Below are 19085 nucleotides of genomic sequence, written 5' to 3'. Positions count from 1 at the left end.
GCGACCCGAACCTTTCGAAAGAAGCAGTGATCCACATGGCCAAGCGAATCGACGTAAGCGGGCTGACCGCCTACTACGGCGCCCACAAGGCGATCGAAGACATCTCGATGACGGTCGAGCCGCGCTCGGTGACGGCCTTCATCGGCCCCTCCGGCTGCGGCAAGTCGACCTTCCTGCGCACCCTGAACCGCATGCACGAAGTCACCCCCGGCGGCCGCGTCGAGGGCAAGGTCCTCCTGGACGACGAGGACCTGTACGGACAGGGCATCGACCCCGTCGCCGTGCGCCGCACCGTCGGCATGGTCTTCCAGCGCCCCAACCCCTTCCCCACCATGTCGATCTTCGACAACGTGGCGGCGGGCCTGCGCCTCAACGGCTCGTACAAGAAGTCCGAGCTGAACGACGTCGTGGAGAAGTCCCTCAAGGGCGCGAACCTCTGGAACGAGGTCAAGGACCGCCTCAACAAGCCCGGCTCGGGCCTGTCCGGCGGCCAGCAGCAGCGTCTGTGCATCGCCCGCGCCATCGCGGTCGAGCCCCAGGTCCTGCTGATGGACGAGCCCTGCTCGGCCCTGGACCCGATCTCCACCCTCGCCATCGAGGACCTGATCGGGGAGCTCAAGGAGCGGTTCACGATCGTCATCGTGACGCACAACATGCAGCAGGCCGCCCGCGTCTCCGACCGCACCGCCTTCTTCAACCTGGCCGCGGTCGGCCGCCCCGGCAAGCTCGTCGAGATAGACGACACGGAGCGGATCTTCTCCAACCCGTCCGTCCAGGCCACCGAGGACTACATCTCCGGCCGCTTCGGCTGAGCCGGACCTCCTCCCCCAGCCCCTCGCGGTGCTGCATGGCGGTGCCACCGCGAGGACAAAGAAGCGGGTCCTCCCCTGAATCAGGGGAGGGCCCGCTTGCTGCGCGGAGCAGGAGGAGAAGCGCGGAGCGCGACCCCCTACAGCACCGCCGCGTTCACGATCCAGAAGCTCACCGCGGCCACGACACCGGCCGCCGGCATGGTGATGAACCAGCCCAGGATGATGTTCTTCGCGACGCCCCATCGCACGGCGTTGACGCGCTTGGTCGCGCCGACGCCCATGATCGCGGAGGTGATGACGTGCGTCGTGGAGATCGGCGCCTTGAAGAGGAACGCGGTGGCGAACATGATCGACGCCCCCGTGGTCTCCGCGGCGAAGCCCTGCGGCGGGTCCAGCTCGATGATCTTGCGTCCCAGCGTCCGCATGATCCGCCAGCCGCCGGCGTAGGTGCCGAGCGACAGCATCACGGCACAGGCGATCTTCACCCAGACCGGGATCGGGTCGTCGGAGCCCTGCACGTCGCCGATGACGAGGGCCATCACCACGATGCCCATCGTCTTCTGGGCGTCCTGCAGACCGTGCCCGAGCGCCATGCCGGCCGCCGACACCGTCTGGGCTATCCGGAAACCGCGCTTGGCCTTGTGCGGGTTGGACCGGCGGAACAGCCACATGATCGCGCACATCACCAGATAGCCGACGAGCAGGCCGACCACCGGCGAGATGAACATCGGGATGACGACCTTGTCCAGGACGCCGGACCAGATGACACCCGTGCCGCCGGCCAGAGCCGCGCCCACGAGTCCGCCGAACAGCGCGTGGGACGAGGACGACGGCAGGCCGAAGTACCAGGTCACCAGGTTCCAGGCGATGGCGCCGATGAGCGCCGCGAAGAGGATGCCCATCCCCTTCGAGCCCTCGGGCGTCTCGATCAGGCCCTTGCTGACGGTGTGCGCGACCCCGCTACCGAGGAAGGCACCGGCGAGGTTCATCACCGCGGCCATGGCGAGCGCCGCCCGCGGGGTCAGCGCCCGCGTGGAGACCGACGTGGCGATGGCGTTCGCCGAGTCGTGAAATCCGTTCGTGTACGTGAATCCGAGCGCGACCCCGATGGTCACGATCAGTGCGAAGGTGTCCATGAAGAGGTCAGGACTCCTTGACGGCGATGGTCTCCACCGTGTTCGCCACGTGCTCGAACGCGTCCGCCGCTTCCTCCAGCACGTCCACGATCTGCTTCAGCTTCAGCACCTCGATGGCCTCGTACTTGCCGTTGAAGAGCTGGGCGAGCAGCTTGCGGTGGATCTGGTCGGCCTGGTTCTCGAGGCGGTTGACCTCGATCCAGTACTCGGTCAGGTTGTCCATGGTCCGCAGGTTCGGCATGGCCTCGGCGGTCAGCTCCGCCGCGCGGGCCAGCACCTCGATCTGCTGCTCCACACCCTTGGGGAGTTCCTCGACCTGGTACAGCACGACCAGGTCGACGGCCTCCTCCATGAAGTCCATGATGTCGTCGAGGGACGAGGCGAGGTTGTAGATGTCCTCGCGGTCGAACGGCGTGATGAACGAGGAGTTCAGTTGGTGGAAGATCGCGTGCGTGGCGTCGTCACCGGCGTGTTCCGCGGCCCGCATACGCTCTGCGATCTCGGCCCGGGCGGAGGAGTCCGCCCCGAGCAGTTCCATGAGGAGCTTCGAGCCCGTGACGATGTTGTCCGCGGATGCGGCGAACATGTCGTAGAAGCTCGTCTCCCTGGGGGTCAGACGAAAGCGCACGTGGGGTCCTCGGGGTCCTTTTGTTTCGGTCAGGCTGATGCTAGGCGCATCATCCGGCCACGGCTAACCGGCCGTCCCCCAGTGTCGCCCATCGGGCACAGTGCTCCGCACGGGGTCCCGGTCCCGGCGCCGGGCAAGGGCCACATACCCCGTGAAGTTCGATACCATATACCCACCAGGGGTATATGTAACCGGCGAACCAGACAGGTTTGCCGCCGGATCAGCAGGAGGACGCGATGACGACCACCGAGGCCGGCGCGACGGCGCCCTCCGGCCGGCCCGAGGACGCCCCGACGGACCACGACCGGGGTGTGCACGGGTACCACAAGCAGAAGGACGAGCACCTCAAGCGGCTGCGCCGGATCGAGGGCCAGATCCGCGGCCTCCAGCGCATGGTCGACGAGGACGTCTACTGCATCGACATACTCACCCAGGTCTCCGCCTCCACCAAGGCGCTGCAGTCCTTCGCGCTCCAGCTCCTGGAGGAGCACCTGCGCCACTGCGTCGCGGACGCGGCAGTCAAGGGCGGCGCCGAGATCGACGCGAAGGTCGAGGAGGCCACGAAGGCCATCGGCCGGCTGCTGCGCACCTGAGCCCCGGGGCGTGCCCCGGCCCGGCGGTCGGCGGCGGTGTCTCTCGGGGTGCGCATCCTCGCCGAGAGCCAGGAGTGTGCGTACTCGCGGAGACTAGGAGTGCGCGTCCTCGCGGAGGGCGCGCTCCTCGGCCACTTTCAGGACCGCGTCGATACTCTCCAGGCTGAGCCGGTCCTCGTCGGCGGCCGAGGCCGCGATGATCAGTTCTCCGCACAGCTCGATCTCGGCGAGAGCCACGTGGTCCTGAACCGCCGTACCGCCGACCGGAGCCACGTACCTCACCTCTTCCTGCCGTCACCGGCTTCCTAGAGTAGGGAGCGGCCTACACGACGCGCATGGCACCAACGGACCATTTCCGGCCCCGCGCATTCCGGCCTTTCCCGCGCCTCCACGATGCCCTACGGCTCCGCGATCCGGCCCGCGAAGATGTCGGCGGACCCGGGGAGCCGCACGTCCACCGGCGTCCCGAAGGCGTACAGCAGAGTCGTCGAGGCGACCGCGACCGCGTCCTTGCGCACGCCGTTCACGAAGCTGAAGCGGTGCCGGACCTTGCGGACGCGCCCCTCGTCGTCGAGGTAGGCGTCGAAGGGCACCTCGACCGTGGCGAACCCTTTCGCCGCCGCCTTCAGCGCCTGCCGGTGCCCGTCGGAGGCCTCCTTCGCGGCGACGACCAGGTCGGCGGTGCCGCGGTAGTGCCGGACCGGGGTGCCCGCGACCTCGGTCGATCCGACGTACGTCGCCGTGCGCGTCCCGCGCAGCAACTCCGCCGCGGCGAACGGGTCGGTGGCCCCGCCCGTCACCAGGTTCCCGTCGGAGAGGCCGGCCGTCTCGACGCGCACCCACTTGTCGGCGGGCACCCCGGCGCCCCGGTTCTTCATGAACAGGGCACCCGGCGCGAGGAGTTCGGTGATGGGCCGGTGACCGGGGGCGCCCGCCGGATCCTGAGGGAGCATCACCTTCAGCCGTCCCAGGCGTCCTTCGAAGTCGTACACACCCTCGCCGCGGATGGTGACGCGTGTCCCGCCGGTGGCCATCTCCATCGACGTACGGGCCTTGGAGCTACCCGCTCGCACCAGCGCGGCGGCCGATCCCCGCAGCACCTCGACGGCGTCGGCGCCGGTGCGCCCGTCCTCGGCGACCGCCCCGCCGCCCGCACACCCGGTACCGCAGACCGCGACCCCCAGCGCGGTGACGACGGCGACGAGCGCCGGTCCGGTCCGCCTGTGCTCCCGCTCCACCATCGCCTGCCTACCCCCAAGCCGGTCCATCCGTCTACGGGCCCCCTGTGACCCGGTTAACGACGGGTATCAGTCCCCGTCACGCGTACTCCGGCCGTTCACTTGCCTTGGGTAACGTGTCGGCGTGGCGCAGCAGAACGATGTGGACGCTTCCCGGGAACACCGCACGACGACGATCGAGCAGGGCCGCTTCTGCCTGGCCCGCTGCACCTGCGGCTGGCGCGGTCCGGCGCGAAGGGCCCGCAGCCTGGCGAGAACGGACGCGGCGACCCACGCCGAGTCCGGCTGACCCACCCTCCCGGACCGCCCCGGGGTTTGCCCCGGGCGCCTCGGGCGACAGGAGTGTCCTGGGGGTGCGACCTCCGGGAGCGGGGCGAAAAGGGGCGTAGAGGCCCAAACCCCCTCACCGCGGCGGCCGTACGGCCCGGGAGGGAACCCCCGGGTCCGCCACCCCGTCTCGTCCCAGGGGAGCGGGAGCCATCGGGAGGGCACACATGTACCGGCGCACATTCATAGGCGGGGCCACCGCCGCACTGACGGCGGCGGCCACGACCGCGTGCAGCGGCCACGACAGGGCGGGCGCCGGCGGCGGCGCCGCGGAACGGACCGCGTCCCGCACCACGACGACCACGGCCACCCACGCCGCGGCGGCGGCGGCGAACTGGACCGGCCTGGCCAGGGACCTCGACGGCCCCCTGATACGCCCGGGCGACGGCTCCTGGCCGGCCGCCCACCAGCTCTACAACACCCGCTTCGACACCCTGAAGCCCGCCGCCGTCGCCTACGTGTCCCACACCGACGACATCCGCACCGCCCTCGCCTACGCCCGCGCCCACGGCGTGAAGGTGTCGATCCGCAACGGCGGCCACTCCTACGCGGGCTGGTCCTCCGGCAACGGCCGTCTGGTCGTCGACGTCTCGAAACTGAGCCGCATCCGCGCCTCGGGCGGCGAGGCCGTCATCGGCGCCGGGGCCAAGCTGATCGACGTGTACCGGGCGCTGGCCGCGAAGGGCGTCACGATCCCCGCCGGCTCCTGCCCGACCGTCGGCGTCTCGGGCCTCACCCTCGGCGGCGGCCACGGCGTCGTCTCCCGGGCGTACGGCCTCACCTGCGACAACCTCACCGGGGCGACCCTGGTCACCGCCGCGGGCAAGCAGCTCACGGTGAGCGCGAGCGAGCACAAGGACCTCTTCTGGGCCCTGCGGGGCGCGGGCAACGGCAACTTCGGCGTCGTCACCGAACTGCGCTTCCGGACCCGTCCGGCGCCCCAGTGCGTGACGGCGTACATGTCCTGGCCGTGGTCCAGGGCCGCCGCCGTGTTGAAGGCCTGGCAGGAGTGGGGGCCGGACCAGCCCGACGAGATCTGGTCGTCCTGCCACCTCGCGAGCGCACCGGGCGGCACCCCCACGGTCTCCGTCTCGGCGTTCTCCCTCGGCACGTACGGCGAGCTCCAGAACGCCGTGGACCGGCTGGCCGACCGGATCGGCGCCCCCGCCCGCAGCGTCTCGCTCAAGCGGCGCTCGTACGAGGAGTCGATGGAGGTGTACGCGGGCTGCTCCGCGTTCGCCGAGGACGCCCAGTGCCATCTGCCGGGCTCGACCCCGGGCCGCAGTCCGCGGGGCGCCCTGGGCCGGGAGACCTACGCGGCCCGCTCGGACTTCTTCGACCGCTCGATCCCGGCGGCCGGGGTGCAGACGCTCCTGACGCAGATGGCGGGCGTCCGCGGCGGCTCCGGCAGCATCGCGCTCACCGCGCTGGGCGGAGCGGTCAACCGGATCTCACCGACGGCGACGGCCTTCGTCCACCGGCGCTCCCGGATGCTCGCCCAGTACATCGCCTCGTGGCGGGCGGGCACCTCCGGCACCGCCGCCCAGGGCTGGCTGGACACCGCCCACCACGCCATGTCCCGGCACGCCTCGGGCGCCGCGTACCAGAACTACACGGACCCGACCCTCACCGACTGGCGCAAGGCGTACTACGGCGACGCGGCCCCCCGCCTGACGGCACTGAAGAAGCAGTACGACCCGGACCGCTTCTTCACCTTCCCCCAGGCGCTCTGACGCCGCTCAGGCGGCCAGGTCCCGGTCCTCGGGCCGCTCCGTGAGAGCGGCCCCCGGGATGAGCGCGTCCCGCTCCGCGGGCACCCCACCGCGGGCCCGGACCAGCCGGCCGGCCCGCGGGGACCGCTCGACCGCCCGGACGACCGGTGTCAGCAGGGCCATGGCGAGCGGCGAGAGCAGCAGGGCGACGGCGGTGCCGAGCGCGAACCCGCCGACGACGTCCGTCGGGTAGTGCACGCCCATGTAGACCCGGCAGAAGCCCTCCAGGAGCGCGAGGCCGATGCCGGCGAGGCCGAACTTCCGGTGCGCGACGAAGAGTCCGACGCCCATCGCCATGGTGAGCGTGGCGTGGTCGCTGACGAACGAGAAGTCGGTCTTCCCGGAGACCAGTACGTCCAGTCCGCGGTGGTCGACGAAGGGCCGCGGGCGCTCCACGAAACCCCTTATCGGCACGTTCACCAGGACGGCGATCCCGGCCGCCAGCGGCGCCCAGACCAGCGCGGCCACCGAGGGCGCCGCGTTCTCCCCGCCGCGCCGCCGGACCGTCCACCAGCACCAGAGCACGAGCAGCACCATGGCGAGCAGCAGGCCGTACTCGCCCACGAACTCCATGACGCGGTCGAACCAGTGCGGCGCGTCCTTGGCCAGGCCATTGATGTCGTAGAGCAGGCTGACGTCGGGGTTGGAACCGGAATCGGCGAGTCCAGCCATTGCGCTGAGGCCCCTTCGTCGTCTTTTCTCCCACGGCCGCACACGCTCGTGCGCCGCTCGGTGCCACCCCCGTGAACCGCGTTCCTCTGTCTGGACACGCGTTACGTCAACAGGAACGCACAGTCCCCTTCCGTACGTTCCACCCTCCACCGAATGATCACGCAGACGTTACCGAAGAGAGATCCATCGCCGCAGCTCAGAGGGTTGATTCCGGCAGGTTTCAGACCGCCGTGGGGAGTGCTTTCGCGCCATCTTCCGTCACTCGGGTCGCACCGAAGTAGTCGGGGGTGTCGACCGGGTCGAATCGGATGACGGCACCCGTGCGCGGTGCGTCGATCATGTACCCGCCGCCGACGTAGATGCCCACGTGCCGGATGGTCCGCGAATTGGTCAGGTCGTCCGAGAAGAAGACCAGGTCCCCGGGCAGCAGTTCGTCGCGGCTCGGGTGCGGACCGGCGTTGTACTGGTCGTTGGCGACGCGCGGCAGCGTGACGCCGACACTCTCGTACGCGGCCTTCGTCAGCCCCGAGCAGTCGAAGCGTCCGCCCTGGTCGGCGGTGCCGTTGCCACCCCAGAGGTAGGGGGTGCCGAGCTTCTTCTGCGCGTAGTAGATGGCCCCCGCGGCCTGCTCGGACGGATCGACCCGGGTAACCGGAGCGGCGAAGCTCTTCTCCAGCGTCGTGATCGTCTTCACGTAGTTCTGCGTCTCCTTGTACGGCGGCACGCCCCCGTACTTGATGACCGCGTACGCGCCCGCGTTGTAGGCGGCGAGCATGTTCTCGGTCTGGTTCCCCGGGGCGTCCTTCACGTACTTCGCGAGGGTGCAGTCGTACGAGGCGGCCGAGGGGATCGCGTCGTTCGGGTCCCAGACGTCCCGGTCGCCGTCCCCGTCGCCGTCGACCCCGTGCGTGGCCCACGTACCGGGGATGAACTGCGCTATCCCCTGCGCCGCCGCCGGACTCTTGGCCCGCGGGTTGAACCCGCTCTCCTGGTACAGCTGGGCGGCCAGCAGTGCGGGGTTGATCGCGTCGCAGAGGTTGCCCCACTTCTTCACGAGGTCCTGGTAAGCGGCCGGCACGGCGCCCTTGGCGAGCCCGACCGAGCCGCCGCCCACGCCGTTGGCGAGGTTCCCGGCGACGAGGTAGACGCCCGCGACGAGCAGCATCACGAGGCTGAGCCCCGCCCCCGCGGCGGCGAGCGCCACGACCCCAGCCTTACGCACCGTCAACCGCCCCTCACCGCACAGGAGTCCGCCGACGTCAGTGTAGAGGCGGCCCCGGCTGCGCGGGATGATCACGCACGAGAAGAAACCGCACGTGGCGGACGGGTCCGGGCGGCACGATCGGTCCGGACGCGGTCCGCATGCCACGCAAGACGGTTACACGCCAAAATCGGCTTCGTCGCGTTCCGGCGTACACAGTCCGGGATGTGACGGCGGATCAACACCGGGGGTTTCGCCGGCTCTCACGTGCCTTCCGGGAAGTGGCCGTCCCACCCTCTCCCCCGGAGCGTGACCGGCTGCTCGCGCCCCGCCCGGGGAGTCCCGCCCGTCCCGCCGGGCTCACCGCTCGGCGGACGCCGTGCGGTGGAGCGCGGCCGCCTCCTCGCCGAGGACGACGCTGTAGGAGACGTCGGCCGTGTTCCCGCCCTCCTCGTGGCCGCCGATGACGCCGACGACCCGCCCGTCGCCGTTCACCCACGGGCTGCCGCTGGTGCCGCCGGTGAAGCCGGGGCACTCCACGCGCTGCTGGGTGCCGCTGTGCGCGCTCGGCCTCGCGGTACACGTGACCGGCACCTCGCGGGACCTCGGGTACCCGGTCACCGTCACTGCGGTCGCCCCGGTGGCCTGCCCGATGGCGAGGGGACTGCCGCCGACGACGTCCTCGACCTCCAGCCCCGCCAGGTCGTCCACGACGGCGAACGCGAGGTCGCTGTCCTCGTCGCGGTCCCGCCGCCACGCCTCGGCGACGTACGTCCTGCCGACGTCCCAGACGCCGTACGGCGCCCTGCCGTCCCGGTAGCCGGGCGCGAACCGGAACCTCCCGCCGCCGTCCAGGCAGTGCGCGGCGGTGACGATCAGGTTCCGTCCCTCGCTGTGCACCACGGACGCCGTGCAGAAGTGGCCGCCCGCCAGGGCGCCCGTGCCGCGGAACAGGGCGCCGACGCGGGCCGTCGGCCAGGTCGCGGGCGCGTCCACGGTCACCCCGAGCGGTCCGACGCCGTCGTCCGCGGCGGCCACCGAGGAGGTCGTGGCGGCCAGCACGAGTACCACGGCGGACAGAGCGTGCCGCCGTGGACTCCCGGGACGAGTGGTGCGCCGCATCACCCGTCCACTTTGACCCAGCCCCCCGGAAAAATCTCCGCGACCCGGAGAGCAAAGGCCGACAGGCATCCGGTAAGCCCCGAACCCCGCACGCACCCATGACAGACGCCCTCGCCCGCACCCCGAATCGCCCCGGCGGGGTCACCCCTCCCCGTACGCCACCGTGAAACCGGTGACCCCACGACCGTCGTCCCTACCACCCAGGAGAAGTGGGACGCCGGCGTACGAGGCGTACGGACAGGCGAGACCGGCCACTTCGCACGCGTACAGGAGGACCGAGCGATCTTAGAACCGACGACAACCCGCCGCACCCTGCTCACCACGGCCGCAGCGGTCACCTCCACGGCGGCGCTCGCGCTCACCGCCGGCTCCGCGCACGCCGACCCCGGCGCCCGGGACGCCCGTTCCCGTCTGCGGGAGCTGGAGGAACGTCACGGCGCCAGGGTGGGCGCGTTCGCCCACAACCTGAGGACCGGGAGGACCGTCGGCCACCGGGCCGGGGAACGCTTCCCCATGTGCTCGGTGTTCAAGACCCTCGCGGTCGCCGCCGTCCTGCGGGACCTGGACCGGCACGGCGAGACGCTCGCCCGGCGGCTCCACTACACCGCCGCGGACGTGGCGGCCGCCGGAGGCGGGGCGATCACCGTCAAGCCCGAGAACGTCGCCGCCGGCATGACCATCGCCGAACTGTCCGACGCGGCGATCCGCTACAGCGACAACCTGGCGGCCAACCTGCTGCTGCGCGAGCTCGGCGGGCCCACGGCCGTCACCCGGTTCTGCCGCTCGCTCGGGGACCGGCGGACCCGCCTGGACCGCTGGGAGCCGGAACTGAACACGGCGGAGCCCTGGCGCCGGGAGGACACCACCACCCCGGCGGCCATCGCCCGCACCTACGCCCGCCTGACCCTGGGCGACGCCCTGTGCGAGCGGGACCGCACCCGCCTGACGGCCTGGCTCCTCGGGAACACGACCAGCACCAAGCGCTTCCACGCGGGCCTGCCCGCGGACTGGTCCATCGCCGACAAGACGGGCACCGGCTCCCACGGCACCGCGAACGACGTGGGCATCGCCTGGACCCCGGACGGCACCCCCGTCGTCCTGGCCGTCCTCACCACGAAGCCCGCGCGGGACGCCGCCCCCGACGACGAGCTGGTGGCCGGGACGGCCGACGTCCTTGCCACGGCGGTGACCTGAGGGGGCGTCGGTCCGCCCGCTCCCCCTTGTCGCCCGGTTCCGGATCCGGAGATAACCTCTGTATCGGACAGGCACCGCCCGGAACGGGCCGGTCAGTTTCCGTCCGCACCGCGGACCGCCCCGGGAGGGTTCCGAGGCGTAAAAGGGGTTAACGACGGAACCACACGGCAGGTTCCGGTTCGACTTCATTGCCCGGCGTGACCTGCCGTGATACACAGAGTGACCATACGACCCCTTGCCATCCGTCCCGCGCTCCCGAGAGGGTGCCCCGCGGGACGGCGGGCAAGGGATTCGCACGAAACCCGCCAACCAATGACGTCAAGTCGACATACGACAGCGTCTTTGTCGGCGAGAATGAGCTGACCTCTGCGCAGTGGCAGGGGGTGGAGAGAACTACCCACAAGGGGCGGTGACTTACATGCTTTTCGCAGCCGAAAAGGGCGACATCACCACGATCATCGGCGGGATCGCTCCGGACTGGGGGCCCTTCGGCAGCCTGGGCAACGAGGCGAAGGTGATGATCGAGGTCGTGATGGCGGTCGCCATCCTGCTGTGCCTCGGGATCGCGATCTGGGGTGCCGCGAAGCAGCGGATCGGCGCGACGGCGCTGCGCGACACCTTCAGCGCCGAGCAGGGCAAGGGCCTCATCATCGCGGGACTGACGGGGGTCTTCATCATCGGCTCCCTCGGCACGCTCTTCACCATCGTCTACGGCATGGCCGTCTAGACCCGGCCGGGCGCGCCCGGTGCCCCCTCCGACCCACCCGTCCGTCGTGCCCACCGGCTGAGGTTGCGTTTCCCTGATGTCCAGTCACCACACCGCGCCCGCGCGGGAACCAGCACGGCTACCGTCGTACTGCTACGCGTTTCGGTACGAGGCGTTTCGGTACGAGGTCGAGGGGGCGTGCGCGGTATGAGTCTCGGTGACGATCACGGTTACGGTGACACCTCCCGCGGTGACGACGGCGGGTACGGCGGCTCCGGGCAGACCCGGACGCGGCTGCCCGACCGGGGTGGCGACGTCTACGGCGGTGCCCGGCGGGGCCGGTCCTCGTCCCGGAGCCTGATCACCGTCGTCGGTGTCGTCGTCCTGCTCATCGCGGCGATCGCCTTCGCGAACCGCGGCGAGGACGACGCCCCTTCGGGGTCGGGCGGCGGCGACAAGGCGGAGACCGCCCCGACGGCCCCCTCCGGGGAACGCCCGGTCCAGTCGAAGACGGGGGACATCCCCACGGGGTACGCACACGACCAGCAGGGCGCGCAGAGCGCGGCGGCGAACTACGCCGTGGCGCTCGGGTCCGACGGCATGTTCACGACTACTGAGCGGCACGGGATCGTCCAAACCATCGCGGATCCCTCTGCGGTGGGCCGGCTGCAGTCCGGTTTCGACGCGGACTACTCCGCCGACCTGCTGAAGAAGATCGGTCTCACCGAGAACGGCACCGCCCCCGCGGGGAACACGTTCGTCTATCGCACACTGCCCGTGGGCACCAAGGTCACCTCCTCCAGCGATGCCGCGGCCACTGTCGAGGTCTGGTGCAACAGCCTCTTCGGACTCACCGGTGAAAGCTCTACCAAGCCCGTGACCAGCAGCTGGTTCACCGTGACCATGAAGCTGAACTGGAACGGAGACTGGAAGGTCCTGGAGACCAGCCAGAAAACCGGCCCGACCCCCGTCAACGGAGACAACCCCGTCTCAGGAGCCGACGAGATCGGCAAGGCGGTCGAGGAGTTCGGAGGGTTCACGTATGCCCGGTAGCTCGCACCGCGCGCTCAAGCTCACCGGCGCCGTAGCAGCCGTACAGACGGCAGCCGTGCTGATGGCATCCCACGCGTACGCGGCTCCAACGCCGAAGCCCTCGGACGATCCGTGCTCACTGATCGCCGGCCCCGCCAAGCAGTACTGCGAGCGCGGTGACAACCGGCGTGGGGCGACCCGGGGTGGGACCGACGGGCCCGATCTCACCTCCCCCCTCGACCCCCTCTCCTCCCTGGCCAAGGGCTGTGCCGACGCCGCTTCCTGGACCGTCGACAAGCTCTCGGAGGCCGTGAAGGAGACGGCCAACGTCGACTACACGAACCCCAAGTTCCTCCAGCAGTACGCCGTCGTGTTCGCCGCGTCGACGATCCTCACGCTGCTGCTGTGGCTGCTCGCGGTCGCGAAGAGGGCGGTGCGGGGCGTCCCGCTCACCACCGCCCTGTCCGAGGCCGTCGGCTTCCTCTGGCTGACCGTGCTGGCCTCGGCCTTCACGCCGCTGATCCTCTACACGGTCGTCTCGGCGACGGACGGCGTCAGCGACGTGCTGGCGAAGACGACGGGCAACCAGACCGACGCGTTCTTCGGCACGTTCTCCGAGGCCCTCGCCAAGGGCGACGACATCGGCGGCGGCCCCATCATGCTGATGCTGGTCTCGCTGATCTCGATCGTCGCCGCCGGAGTCCTCTACCTGGAGCTGTACCTGCGCGCGGTCCTGCTGTACGTCGGCGCCCTCCTCGGCGTCGTCGTCTACGCGGGACTCGTCGACAAGAACCTCTGGGGCCACGTCCGCCGCTGGGCGGGCGTGATGATCGCGGTGATCCTCGTCAAGCCGGTGATCGTGATCGTCCTCGGCCTCGCCGGGGCGCTCGCCTCCGACGGCGGCCCCGACTCGCTCGCCGCGATCGTCTCCGGCCTCGCCATCATCCTGCTGGCCATCTTCGCGAGCGGCATGATCTACCGCTTCGTCCCCGGCTTCGGCGACGAGATCGCCAACTCGCGCAACAACCGCATCATGCAGGGCGCCGAAGGCAAGGCCGCGGCCGTGATGAGCTCGCCGGCCACCCTCGTCGCCCAGGGCATCAAGACCCACAGCACCCGCGCCGACAGCGGCGGCGGTGGAGGCGGCGGCCAGTCGTCCCCCCGTCCCGCCAACCCCGCGTCCGGCGGTGTGGCCGCGCACAGCACGCGTACGCCCGCGGGAGGCGGCGGATCTGTCCCCTCCGCCGCACCCCCGCCGCGTACCAGCCCGGCCAACACCCCCCACGCGAGCAACGCCCGCAACAGCAGTACCAACCGCACGGGAGGTGAAGGGCGTTGACGACCGAGTCCCACGTGTCCCATCCGGTCACGCCCCGCCGTACATATCTGATCGGCCGCGCCCGGCCGAACGCGATCGTCGGCCGGAACCGCGAGTCGGGCGAGATCGCGCTCATCATCGTGGGCGCGTTCCTCGGCATGATGTGCGGACTCCTCGTCCCCGTCCTCGCCCTGCGCATCGTGCTCCTGATGGGCTTCCCGCTGCTGGCGCTCGCCGCGGTGTACGTCCCGTACAAGCGGCGGACCTTCTACAAGTGGTTCGAGATCAACCGCAGTTACAAGCGCTCCCTGCGCCGGGGCACCGCCTACCGGTCCCACGTCATGGAGGCCGGCACCCGGATCGACGGACGCGAGGTCGAGATCGGCCCCCCGCCGGGCATCGGCCGCATCAGCTGGCTCGCGGCCCCCTTCGGGCCGGACGAGATCGCCGTGCTGCTGCACGCCGACCGCCGTACGGTCACCGCCGCCATCGAGATCGAGGGCCCCGGCGTCGGCCTGCGGGACAGCGAGGACCAGGAGGCCCTCGTCGACCGCTTCGGGACCCTGCTGAAGCACGTCGCGAACGGCGACGGCTTCGTCACCAGGATCCAGATGCTCGCCCGCACGCTCCCCGCCGACCCGGACGCCCACGCCAAGGACGTCGCCGTACGCGGGGACGACCGGGCACCCGGCTGGCTCCAGCAGTCGTACGACCAGCTCCAGTCGATGGTGTCCACCAGCAGCGAGCAGCACCGCGCGTACCTCGTCGCCTGCATGCACTACTCGCGCGAACTCGCCGCCGAGGCCCAGGCCATGGCCCGCGCGGCCCGGCCGCACGGCGGCAGGAAGCTCGACCGGGACGCGGGGCTCGCCGTCGTCATGGCGCGCGAGCTGACCGACATCTGCTCCCGGCTCCAGGAAGCGGACATCCGCGTACGGCAGCCGCTCGGGCAGGGCCGTCTCGCCTCGCTCGTGCACTCCATGTACGACCCGGACCACCCGATCGACCACATCCAGGCGATGACGAAGCGCAACGCCTGGCCGGCCGAGCTGGACGCGATGGAGCCGACGTACCTCCAGGCGAAGACCCGCGAGTCCTCCACCCGCGAGCCCTGGTGCCACGCCACGGCCTGGGTGAAGGAGTGGCCGATGACCCCCGTCGGCGTCAACTTCCTCGCCCCGCTGCTGGTCCACACGCCGGACGTCATCCGGACGGTCGCCGTCACGATGGACCTCGAACCCACCGAGGTCGCCATCGAGCGGATGCTGACCGAGAAGACGAACGACGAGGCGGAGGCCAGCCGCGCCGCCAAGATGAACCGCACCGTGGACCCGCGTGACATCGCCTCCCACAACCGTCTCGACCAGCGCGGCGAGGACCTCGCCAGCGGTGCCGCCGGCGTGAACCTCGTCGGCTACATCACGGTGTCCTCGCGCAACCCCGAGGCGCTCGCCCGCGACAAGCGGACCATCCGCGCGTCGGCCGGGAAGTCGTACCTGAAGCTGGAATGGTGCGACCGCGAGCACCACCGCGCGTTTGTGAACACACTGCCGTTCGCCACCGGAATCCGCAGGTAGGGGCTGATGCACTGATGCGGGATCCGCTCTCCGTCCTCACGGACGCCTTCACGTCCTTCCTCTTCGGCAAGGTCGAGACGACCCGCCTGCCGGTGCGTACGTCGACGGGCCAGGCCCAGGCGGTCTACCTGCCGACCGCCGCACCCGGCCTCGGCGACTCCGGCGTGATCATCGGACGCGAGGTGTACTCCGGCAAGGGCTACATCTACGACCCGTTCCAGCTCTACGGCCAGCAGCTCCCCGCTCCGCACTGGCTGGTGCTCGGCGAGTCCGGCAACGGCAAGTCGGCGCTGGAGAAGACGTACGTCATGCGCCAGCTGCGGTTCCGCGACCGGCAGGTCGTCGTCCTGGACGCCCAGGGCGAGGACGGCGTCGGCGAGTGGAACCTCATCGCCGAGGAACTCGGCATAACTCCTATCCGGCTCGACCCCACGGCCGCCCTGGACATGGGGATCCGGCTCAACCCGCTCGACCCGGCGATCACCACGACCGGGCAGCTCGCGCTGCTCCGGACGATCATCGAGGTCGCGATGGGCCACGGCCTGGACGAGCGGTCCGGCTTCGCGCTGAAGGTCGCGCACGCCTACGTGAACGAGACGATCGTCGAGCGCCAGCCGGTGCTCACCGACATCGTCGAGCAACTGCGCCACCCCGAGCCGGAGTCGGCCGAGGCGATGAACGTCGCCATAGACGACGTACGGGCCTGGGGGCTCGACGTCGCCCTGGTCCTGGACCGGCTGGTGGACGGTGACCTGCGGGGCATGTTCGACGGCCCGACGACGGTCGGCATCGACCTGGACGCCCCGCTCATCGTCTTCGACCTGTCCCACATCGACCGGAACTCCATCGCGATGCCGATCCTCATGGCCATCGTGGGCGTGTGGCTGGAGCACACGTGGATCCGGCCCGACCGCAAGAAGCGCATCTTCCTGGTCGAGGAGGCGTGGCACATCATCAACAGCCCCTTCGTCGCCCAGCTGTTCCAGCGGCTGCTGAAGTTCGGGCGCCGGCTCGGTCTGTCCTTCGTGGCGGTGGTCCACCACCTGTCCGACGTGGTGGACGGGGCGGCGGCCAAGGAGGCGGCGGCGATCCTGAAGATGGCGTCGACGCGGACCATCTACGCCCAGAAGGCGGACGAGGCACGGATGACGGGCCGGGTCCTCGGGCTGCCCCGCTGGGCGGTCGAGATCATCCCGAGCCTCACCCCGGGCATCGCGGTGTGGGACGTGAACGGCAACGTCCAGGTGGTCAAGCACCTGATCACGGAGACCGAACGGCCACTGGTGTTCACGGACCGCGCGATGACCGAGTCCTCCGAGGACCACCTCGCCCACGACGCCCTGCGCGCCGCGGAACTGGAGGCCGAGGAGCGGGCCGCGGCCTTCATGGAACAGCACCTGAACGACCTCGACGGTTCGTCCGAGTCCACGGTGGCATGAACGACGGCATGACCGGTGCCGGAGACGGCGTGCGTACGACGCCGGCACGAGACGCGAGAACGGCGGCGTGAGATGAGACGGGACGAACGCGCCCCTCGCCCCGAGGGCGACGGAGGCATTCCCGACGGTCTGCTGGTGGGGATCCTCGCGTTCCTCCTCGGCATGACGCTGATGGTGTGGTCGGCGACGGGCCTCGCCGGCCTGTTCGCCCACGGTGTCTGGCCGGACGCCGTGACCTTCGGCCGTACGCCGCTGGCCATGCGGCACCTCATCGGCCGCCCGCACGACATCCCCGGCGCCTGGCCGGACACCCCCGGCGGCCAGCTCTCCGGCTACGGCCTGTTCTGGGGCCTGTTCATCGGCCAGCTGATGATCCTCGTGGTGCTCACGGTCTTCGTCATGGGCACGGTGGCCCGCTGGCGCGCGACGAAGCCGAAGGGACGCGCCGCTCAACTCTCGGAGCCGACCGAGGGCCTGACCGTCCGGGAGGACCCCGCCAAGCAGGCCCCAGCGCCCCTGGAGCGGCTGGAAGGGGCGCCCGGACGGGAAGACCCGGCACCACGGCCGGAGCGCCCGGCACAGCCCCTGGAGCAGACCGCGCCGGAACCCCTCACACAGTTGAGCGCGATGCCTCCCGCCGTCCCGTCCCCCGTCGCCGGCTGGGACACCCCGGCCCCCCTGGTGCCCCCGCAGCGGAGCCCCGTCTTCCTCGGCCCCCCGGACACCCGCCACCCCCTCGCCGTCCAGGCGGTGCGGGACGCGGAGGGCGCCGCCCTCGTCATCACCTCCAGCCCCGCCGTCTGGTCGGAGACCAAGGACGCCCGGGCCAAGCTCGGCCCCGTCCTGCTCTACGACCCCGCGCACCTGTGCGACACCCCGGCCCGCCTCCACTGGTCCCCCGCGGCCGGCTGCGAGGACCGGGACACCGCCAGGGCGAGAGCCGCCGCTCTCCTCGCCCCGGTACGCCCGGGAGCGAAGGTCGACCAGGCGATGGCCGACGTGGCGGAAACGCTCCTCCGCAGCTACCTGCACGCGGCCGCGGTCGAGGGCAAGGCCATCCGCCACGTCCACCGCTGGGCCCAGGGCAGCCAGGTCCAGGACGCCGTACGGGCCCTGCGCACGAACCCGAAGGCCGCCACGGGCTCGGCGGGCGAACTGGAGGCGGCCCTCACCTCGCACCCCGAACGCCGCGACATCGCCCAGGAGTTGACGGCGAGAGCGCTGTCCTCGCTCTTCACGGTGAACGTGCGCGAGTCCTGCACTCCCAACCGAACTGATGCACTCACCTTGGATTCCTTCGTCAACGAAGGGGGCACGCTTTATGTGGTCGGTGAACCCATCGAGGACCCCAAGGCGAATCCCGGCGCGATGCCGCTCCTGACGGCCCTCGCCTCAAGCGTGGTCGAGCGCGGCCGGCGCATGGCCGAACGGTCATCCTCCGGTCGCCTCGACCCACCACTCACGCTCGTCCTTGACGACGTCGCCGCGGTCGCCCCGCTCCCCCAGCTCCCGGATCTGCTCACCGGCGGAGCGGAGCGGGGCCTGCCCACGCTGGCCCTGCTGCGGTCACAGGAACAGAGCCGCTCGCGCTGGCCGCAGTACGACCTCCCGGTCTGAGGACGCCCGTCCGCTCAGCGGTCCGCCCTCACGGTCAGCGCCGCCTGACCTCGAACTCGATCTCCCGCTCCTCGGGGTTCCCCGGCACGGCGGCCGTCGCTCCGGTGGGTACGAAGCCGGCCTTGCGGTAGGCCGCCTCCGCACGGGAGTTGCGTTCGTGGACGAACAGCCGCACCCGCTCCAGGCCGAGCCCCCAGGACCACTCCAGGGCCGCGTCGAGCAGTGCGCCGATCAGCCCGTTGCCGCGCTGCCCGTCGCGCACGAACACCCCGACGACGTGCCCCTGGGACTCCTCGACCGCGCCCCCGAAAGGATCGTGCGTCCCGGCCTTCTCGACGAGCACGGTCAGCGAGCCGGCCCACTCCCCGTCCGGCCCCTCGGCCACGAACTGCTGACGCTCCGTCGTGCCCTCGGCGGCCCCGGCGGCCCGCTCCCGCCAGTACGAGTCGGGTCGCGCGGCTGCTTCCTCGTACGCCTCCAGGAAGGCGATGGGAGCGACGGGGTCCTGGAGCGCGGCGAGCCGGAGCGCCTTCACGGCGGGCCATTCGTCGGCACGTATGGAACGGATCACGTGGGTCATGCAGCCACCGTAATACCGCGGGAATTCACGTACAACGCAGAAAACCCCCGTACCGGTATCCCCGGTACGGGGGTTCTCTTTCAAAATTTGTTCGGCGGCGTCCTACTCTCCCACAGGGTCC

At 70.8% G+C, this 19085-nt stretch carries 19 protein-coding genes; 11 read left to right on the top strand and 8 right to left on the bottom strand.

The window, feature by feature from the left end; translation table 11 throughout:
- The first annotated feature begins 35 nt into the window (after positions 1 to 35).
- Positions 36 to 812, top strand: coding sequence for a phosphate ABC transporter ATP-binding protein PstB (gene pstB, locus ACZ4VA_RS36405; protein WP_355783931.1), 777 nt, complete (start codon positions 36 to 38; stop codon positions 810 to 812).
- 137 nt (positions 813 to 949) lie between these two features.
- On the opposite strand, the gene ACZ4VA_RS36400 is transcribed toward pstB, so the two are convergent.
- On the bottom strand, positions 950 to 1948 hold the full coding sequence (locus tag ACZ4VA_RS36400; RefSeq protein WP_355783928.1) for an inorganic phosphate transporter: 999 nt from the start codon (positions 1946 to 1948) through the stop codon (positions 950 to 952).
- A 7-nt stretch (positions 1949 to 1955) separates the two neighbouring features.
- The gene (locus tag ACZ4VA_RS36395; RefSeq protein WP_355783925.1) at positions 1956 to 2576 is read right to left on the bottom strand and encodes a DUF47 domain-containing protein; all 621 of its coding nucleotides are present in this window, start codon (positions 2574 to 2576) and stop codon (positions 1956 to 1958) included.
- 236 nt (positions 2577 to 2812) lie between these two features.
- On the opposite strand from ACZ4VA_RS36395, the gene ACZ4VA_RS36390 reads away from it, so the two are divergent.
- The gene (locus tag ACZ4VA_RS36390; RefSeq protein ID WP_355783922.1) at positions 2813 to 3169 is read left to right on the top strand and encodes a metal-sensitive transcriptional regulator; all 357 of its coding nucleotides are present in this window, start codon (positions 2813 to 2815) and stop codon (positions 3167 to 3169) included.
- A gap of 93 nt (positions 3170 to 3262) precedes the next feature.
- On the opposite strand, the gene ACZ4VA_RS36385 is transcribed toward ACZ4VA_RS36390, so the two are convergent.
- A complete protein-coding gene (locus ACZ4VA_RS36385) occupies positions 3263 to 3451 on the bottom strand; it encodes a hypothetical protein (protein WP_355783919.1) in 189 nt (62 codons plus the stop codon).
- A 116-nt stretch (positions 3452 to 3567) separates the two neighbouring features.
- Positions 3568 to 4410, bottom strand: coding sequence for an SCO4651 family lipoprotein (locus tag ACZ4VA_RS36380; RefSeq protein WP_356169700.1), 843 nt, complete (start codon positions 4408 to 4410; stop codon positions 3568 to 3570).
- Positions 4411 to 4531: 121 nt separating this feature from the next.
- Here ACZ4VA_RS36380 and ACZ4VA_RS36375 point away from each other — a divergent pair, with 121 nt between their 5' ends.
- Positions 4532 to 4696 carry a hypothetical protein gene (locus tag ACZ4VA_RS36375; protein WP_356169702.1) on the top strand — a complete coding sequence of 55 codons (165 nt, stop codon included), beginning with the start codon at positions 4532 to 4534 and terminating at the stop codon, positions 4694 to 4696.
- A gap of 205 nt (positions 4697 to 4901) precedes the next feature.
- Positions 4902 to 6467 (top strand): FAD-binding oxidoreductase, encoded by a 1566-nt coding sequence (locus ACZ4VA_RS36370; protein WP_468084133.1) that lies wholly within the window; start codon positions 4902 to 4904, stop codon positions 6465 to 6467.
- A 6-nt stretch (positions 6468 to 6473) separates the two neighbouring features.
- Here the strand turns inward: ACZ4VA_RS36370 and ACZ4VA_RS36365 are convergent, their stop codons facing one another.
- From ACZ4VA_RS36365 to ACZ4VA_RS36355, 3 genes are all read right to left on the bottom strand, one after another.
- Positions 6474 to 7178 carry a phosphatase PAP2 family protein gene (locus tag ACZ4VA_RS36365; protein WP_355779656.1) on the bottom strand — a complete coding sequence of 235 codons (705 nt, stop codon included), beginning with the start codon at positions 7176 to 7178 and terminating at the stop codon, positions 6474 to 6476.
- Positions 7179 to 7398: 220 nt separating this feature from the next.
- Complete coding sequence (locus ACZ4VA_RS36360) at positions 7399 to 8406, bottom strand: C40 family peptidase (protein WP_356169730.1); 1008 nt, start codon at positions 8404 to 8406, stop codon at positions 7399 to 7401.
- 333 nt (positions 8407 to 8739) lie between these two features.
- Complete coding sequence (locus ACZ4VA_RS36355) at positions 8740 to 9501, bottom strand: trypsin-like serine peptidase (RefSeq protein WP_355779651.1); 762 nt, start codon at positions 9499 to 9501, stop codon at positions 8740 to 8742.
- Between the two features lie 126 nt (positions 9502 to 9627).
- Here ACZ4VA_RS36355 and bla point away from each other — a divergent pair, with 126 nt between their 5' ends.
- The 7 genes from bla to ACZ4VA_RS36320 all read left to right on the top strand — a co-directional run bounded on the left by bla (position 9628) and on the right by ACZ4VA_RS36320 (position 18384).
- Positions 9628 to 10695 carry a class A beta-lactamase gene (gene bla, locus ACZ4VA_RS36350; RefSeq protein ID WP_468084197.1) on the top strand — a complete coding sequence of 356 codons (1068 nt, stop codon included), beginning with the start codon at positions 9628 to 9630 and terminating at the stop codon, positions 10693 to 10695.
- Between the two features lie 418 nt (positions 10696 to 11113).
- Positions 11114 to 11422 carry a hypothetical protein gene (locus tag ACZ4VA_RS36345; RefSeq protein WP_099503752.1) on the top strand — a complete coding sequence of 103 codons (309 nt, stop codon included), beginning with the start codon at positions 11114 to 11116 and terminating at the stop codon, positions 11420 to 11422.
- A gap of 186 nt (positions 11423 to 11608) precedes the next feature.
- A complete protein-coding gene (locus ACZ4VA_RS36340) occupies positions 11609 to 12454 on the top strand; it encodes a hypothetical protein (RefSeq protein ID WP_468084130.1) in 846 nt (281 codons plus the stop codon).
- Complete coding sequence (locus ACZ4VA_RS36335) at positions 12444 to 13772, top strand: hypothetical protein (RefSeq protein WP_468084129.1); 1329 nt, start codon at positions 12444 to 12446, stop codon at positions 13770 to 13772. Before ACZ4VA_RS36340 ends, ACZ4VA_RS36335 begins: the two co-directional genes overlap by 11 nt.
- Positions 13769 to 15328, top strand: a complete 1560-nt coding sequence (locus ACZ4VA_RS36330; protein ID WP_355779642.1) for an SCO6880 family protein — start codon at positions 13769 to 13771, stop codon at positions 15326 to 15328. Before ACZ4VA_RS36335 ends, ACZ4VA_RS36330 begins: the two co-directional genes overlap by 4 nt.
- 14 nt (positions 15329 to 15342) lie before the next feature.
- The gene (locus ACZ4VA_RS36325; RefSeq protein ID WP_356169717.1) at positions 15343 to 16767 is read left to right on the top strand and encodes an ATP-binding protein; all 1425 of its coding nucleotides are present in this window, start codon (positions 15343 to 15345) and stop codon (positions 16765 to 16767) included.
- 72 nt (positions 16768 to 16839) lie between these two features.
- Positions 16840 to 18384, top strand: a complete 1545-nt coding sequence (locus ACZ4VA_RS36320; RefSeq protein ID WP_468084127.1) for a type IV secretory system conjugative DNA transfer family protein — start codon at positions 16840 to 16842, stop codon at positions 18382 to 18384.
- A gap of 34 nt (positions 18385 to 18418) precedes the next feature.
- Here the strand turns inward: ACZ4VA_RS36320 and ACZ4VA_RS36315 are convergent, their stop codons facing one another.
- On the bottom strand, positions 18419 to 18964 hold the full coding sequence (locus ACZ4VA_RS36315) for a GNAT family N-acetyltransferase (RefSeq protein WP_355789962.1): 546 nt from the start codon (positions 18962 to 18964) through the stop codon (positions 18419 to 18421).
- Positions 18965 to 19085: the final 121 nt, after the last annotated feature.

The sequence above is a fragment of the Streptomyces sp. NPDC028308 genome, from assembly GCF_055565855.1.
This window is presented reverse-complemented; position numbering and strand designations above follow the sequence as displayed.

What these genes read in the sequence shown, in the direction of transcription:
- pstB (WP_355783931.1), top strand. Translation starts at nt 36, where the DNA reads ATGGCCAAGCGAATCGACGTAAGCGGGCTGACCGCCTACTACGGCGCC.
- ACZ4VA_RS36400 (WP_355783928.1), bottom strand. Translation starts at nt 1,948, where the DNA reads ATGGACACCTTCGCACTGATCGTGACCATCGGGGTCGCGCTCGGATTC.
- ACZ4VA_RS36390 (WP_355783922.1), top strand. Translation starts at nt 2,813, where the DNA reads ATGACGACCACCGAGGCCGGCGCGACGGCGCCCTCCGGCCGGCCCGAG.
- ACZ4VA_RS36380 (WP_356169700.1), bottom strand. Translation starts at nt 4,410, where the DNA reads ATGGTGGAGCGGGAGCACAGGCGGACCGGACCGGCGCTCGTCGCCGTC.
- ACZ4VA_RS36370 (WP_468084133.1), top strand. Translation starts at nt 4,902, where the DNA reads ATGTACCGGCGCACATTCATAGGCGGGGCCACCGCCGCACTGACGGCG.
- ACZ4VA_RS36365 (WP_355779656.1), bottom strand. Translation starts at nt 7,178, where the DNA reads ATGGCTGGACTCGCCGATTCCGGTTCCAACCCCGACGTCAGCCTGCTC.
- ACZ4VA_RS36355 (WP_355779651.1), bottom strand. Translation starts at nt 9,501, where the DNA reads ATGCGGCGCACCACTCGTCCCGGGAGTCCACGGCGGCACGCTCTGTCC.
- ACZ4VA_RS36345 (WP_099503752.1), top strand. Translation starts at nt 11,114, where the DNA reads ATGCTTTTCGCAGCCGAAAAGGGCGACATCACCACGATCATCGGCGGG.
- ACZ4VA_RS36340 (WP_468084130.1), top strand. Translation starts at nt 11,609, where the DNA reads ATGAGTCTCGGTGACGATCACGGTTACGGTGACACCTCCCGCGGTGAC.
- ACZ4VA_RS36335 (WP_468084129.1), top strand. Translation starts at nt 12,444, where the DNA reads ATGCCCGGTAGCTCGCACCGCGCGCTCAAGCTCACCGGCGCCGTAGCA.
- ACZ4VA_RS36325 (WP_356169717.1), top strand. Translation starts at nt 15,343, where the DNA reads ATGCGGGATCCGCTCTCCGTCCTCACGGACGCCTTCACGTCCTTCCTC.
- ACZ4VA_RS36320 (WP_468084127.1), top strand. Translation starts at nt 16,840, where the DNA reads ATGAGACGGGACGAACGCGCCCCTCGCCCCGAGGGCGACGGAGGCATT.
- ACZ4VA_RS36315 (WP_355789962.1), bottom strand. Translation starts at nt 18,964, where the DNA reads ATGACCCACGTGATCCGTTCCATACGTGCCGACGAATGGCCCGCCGTG.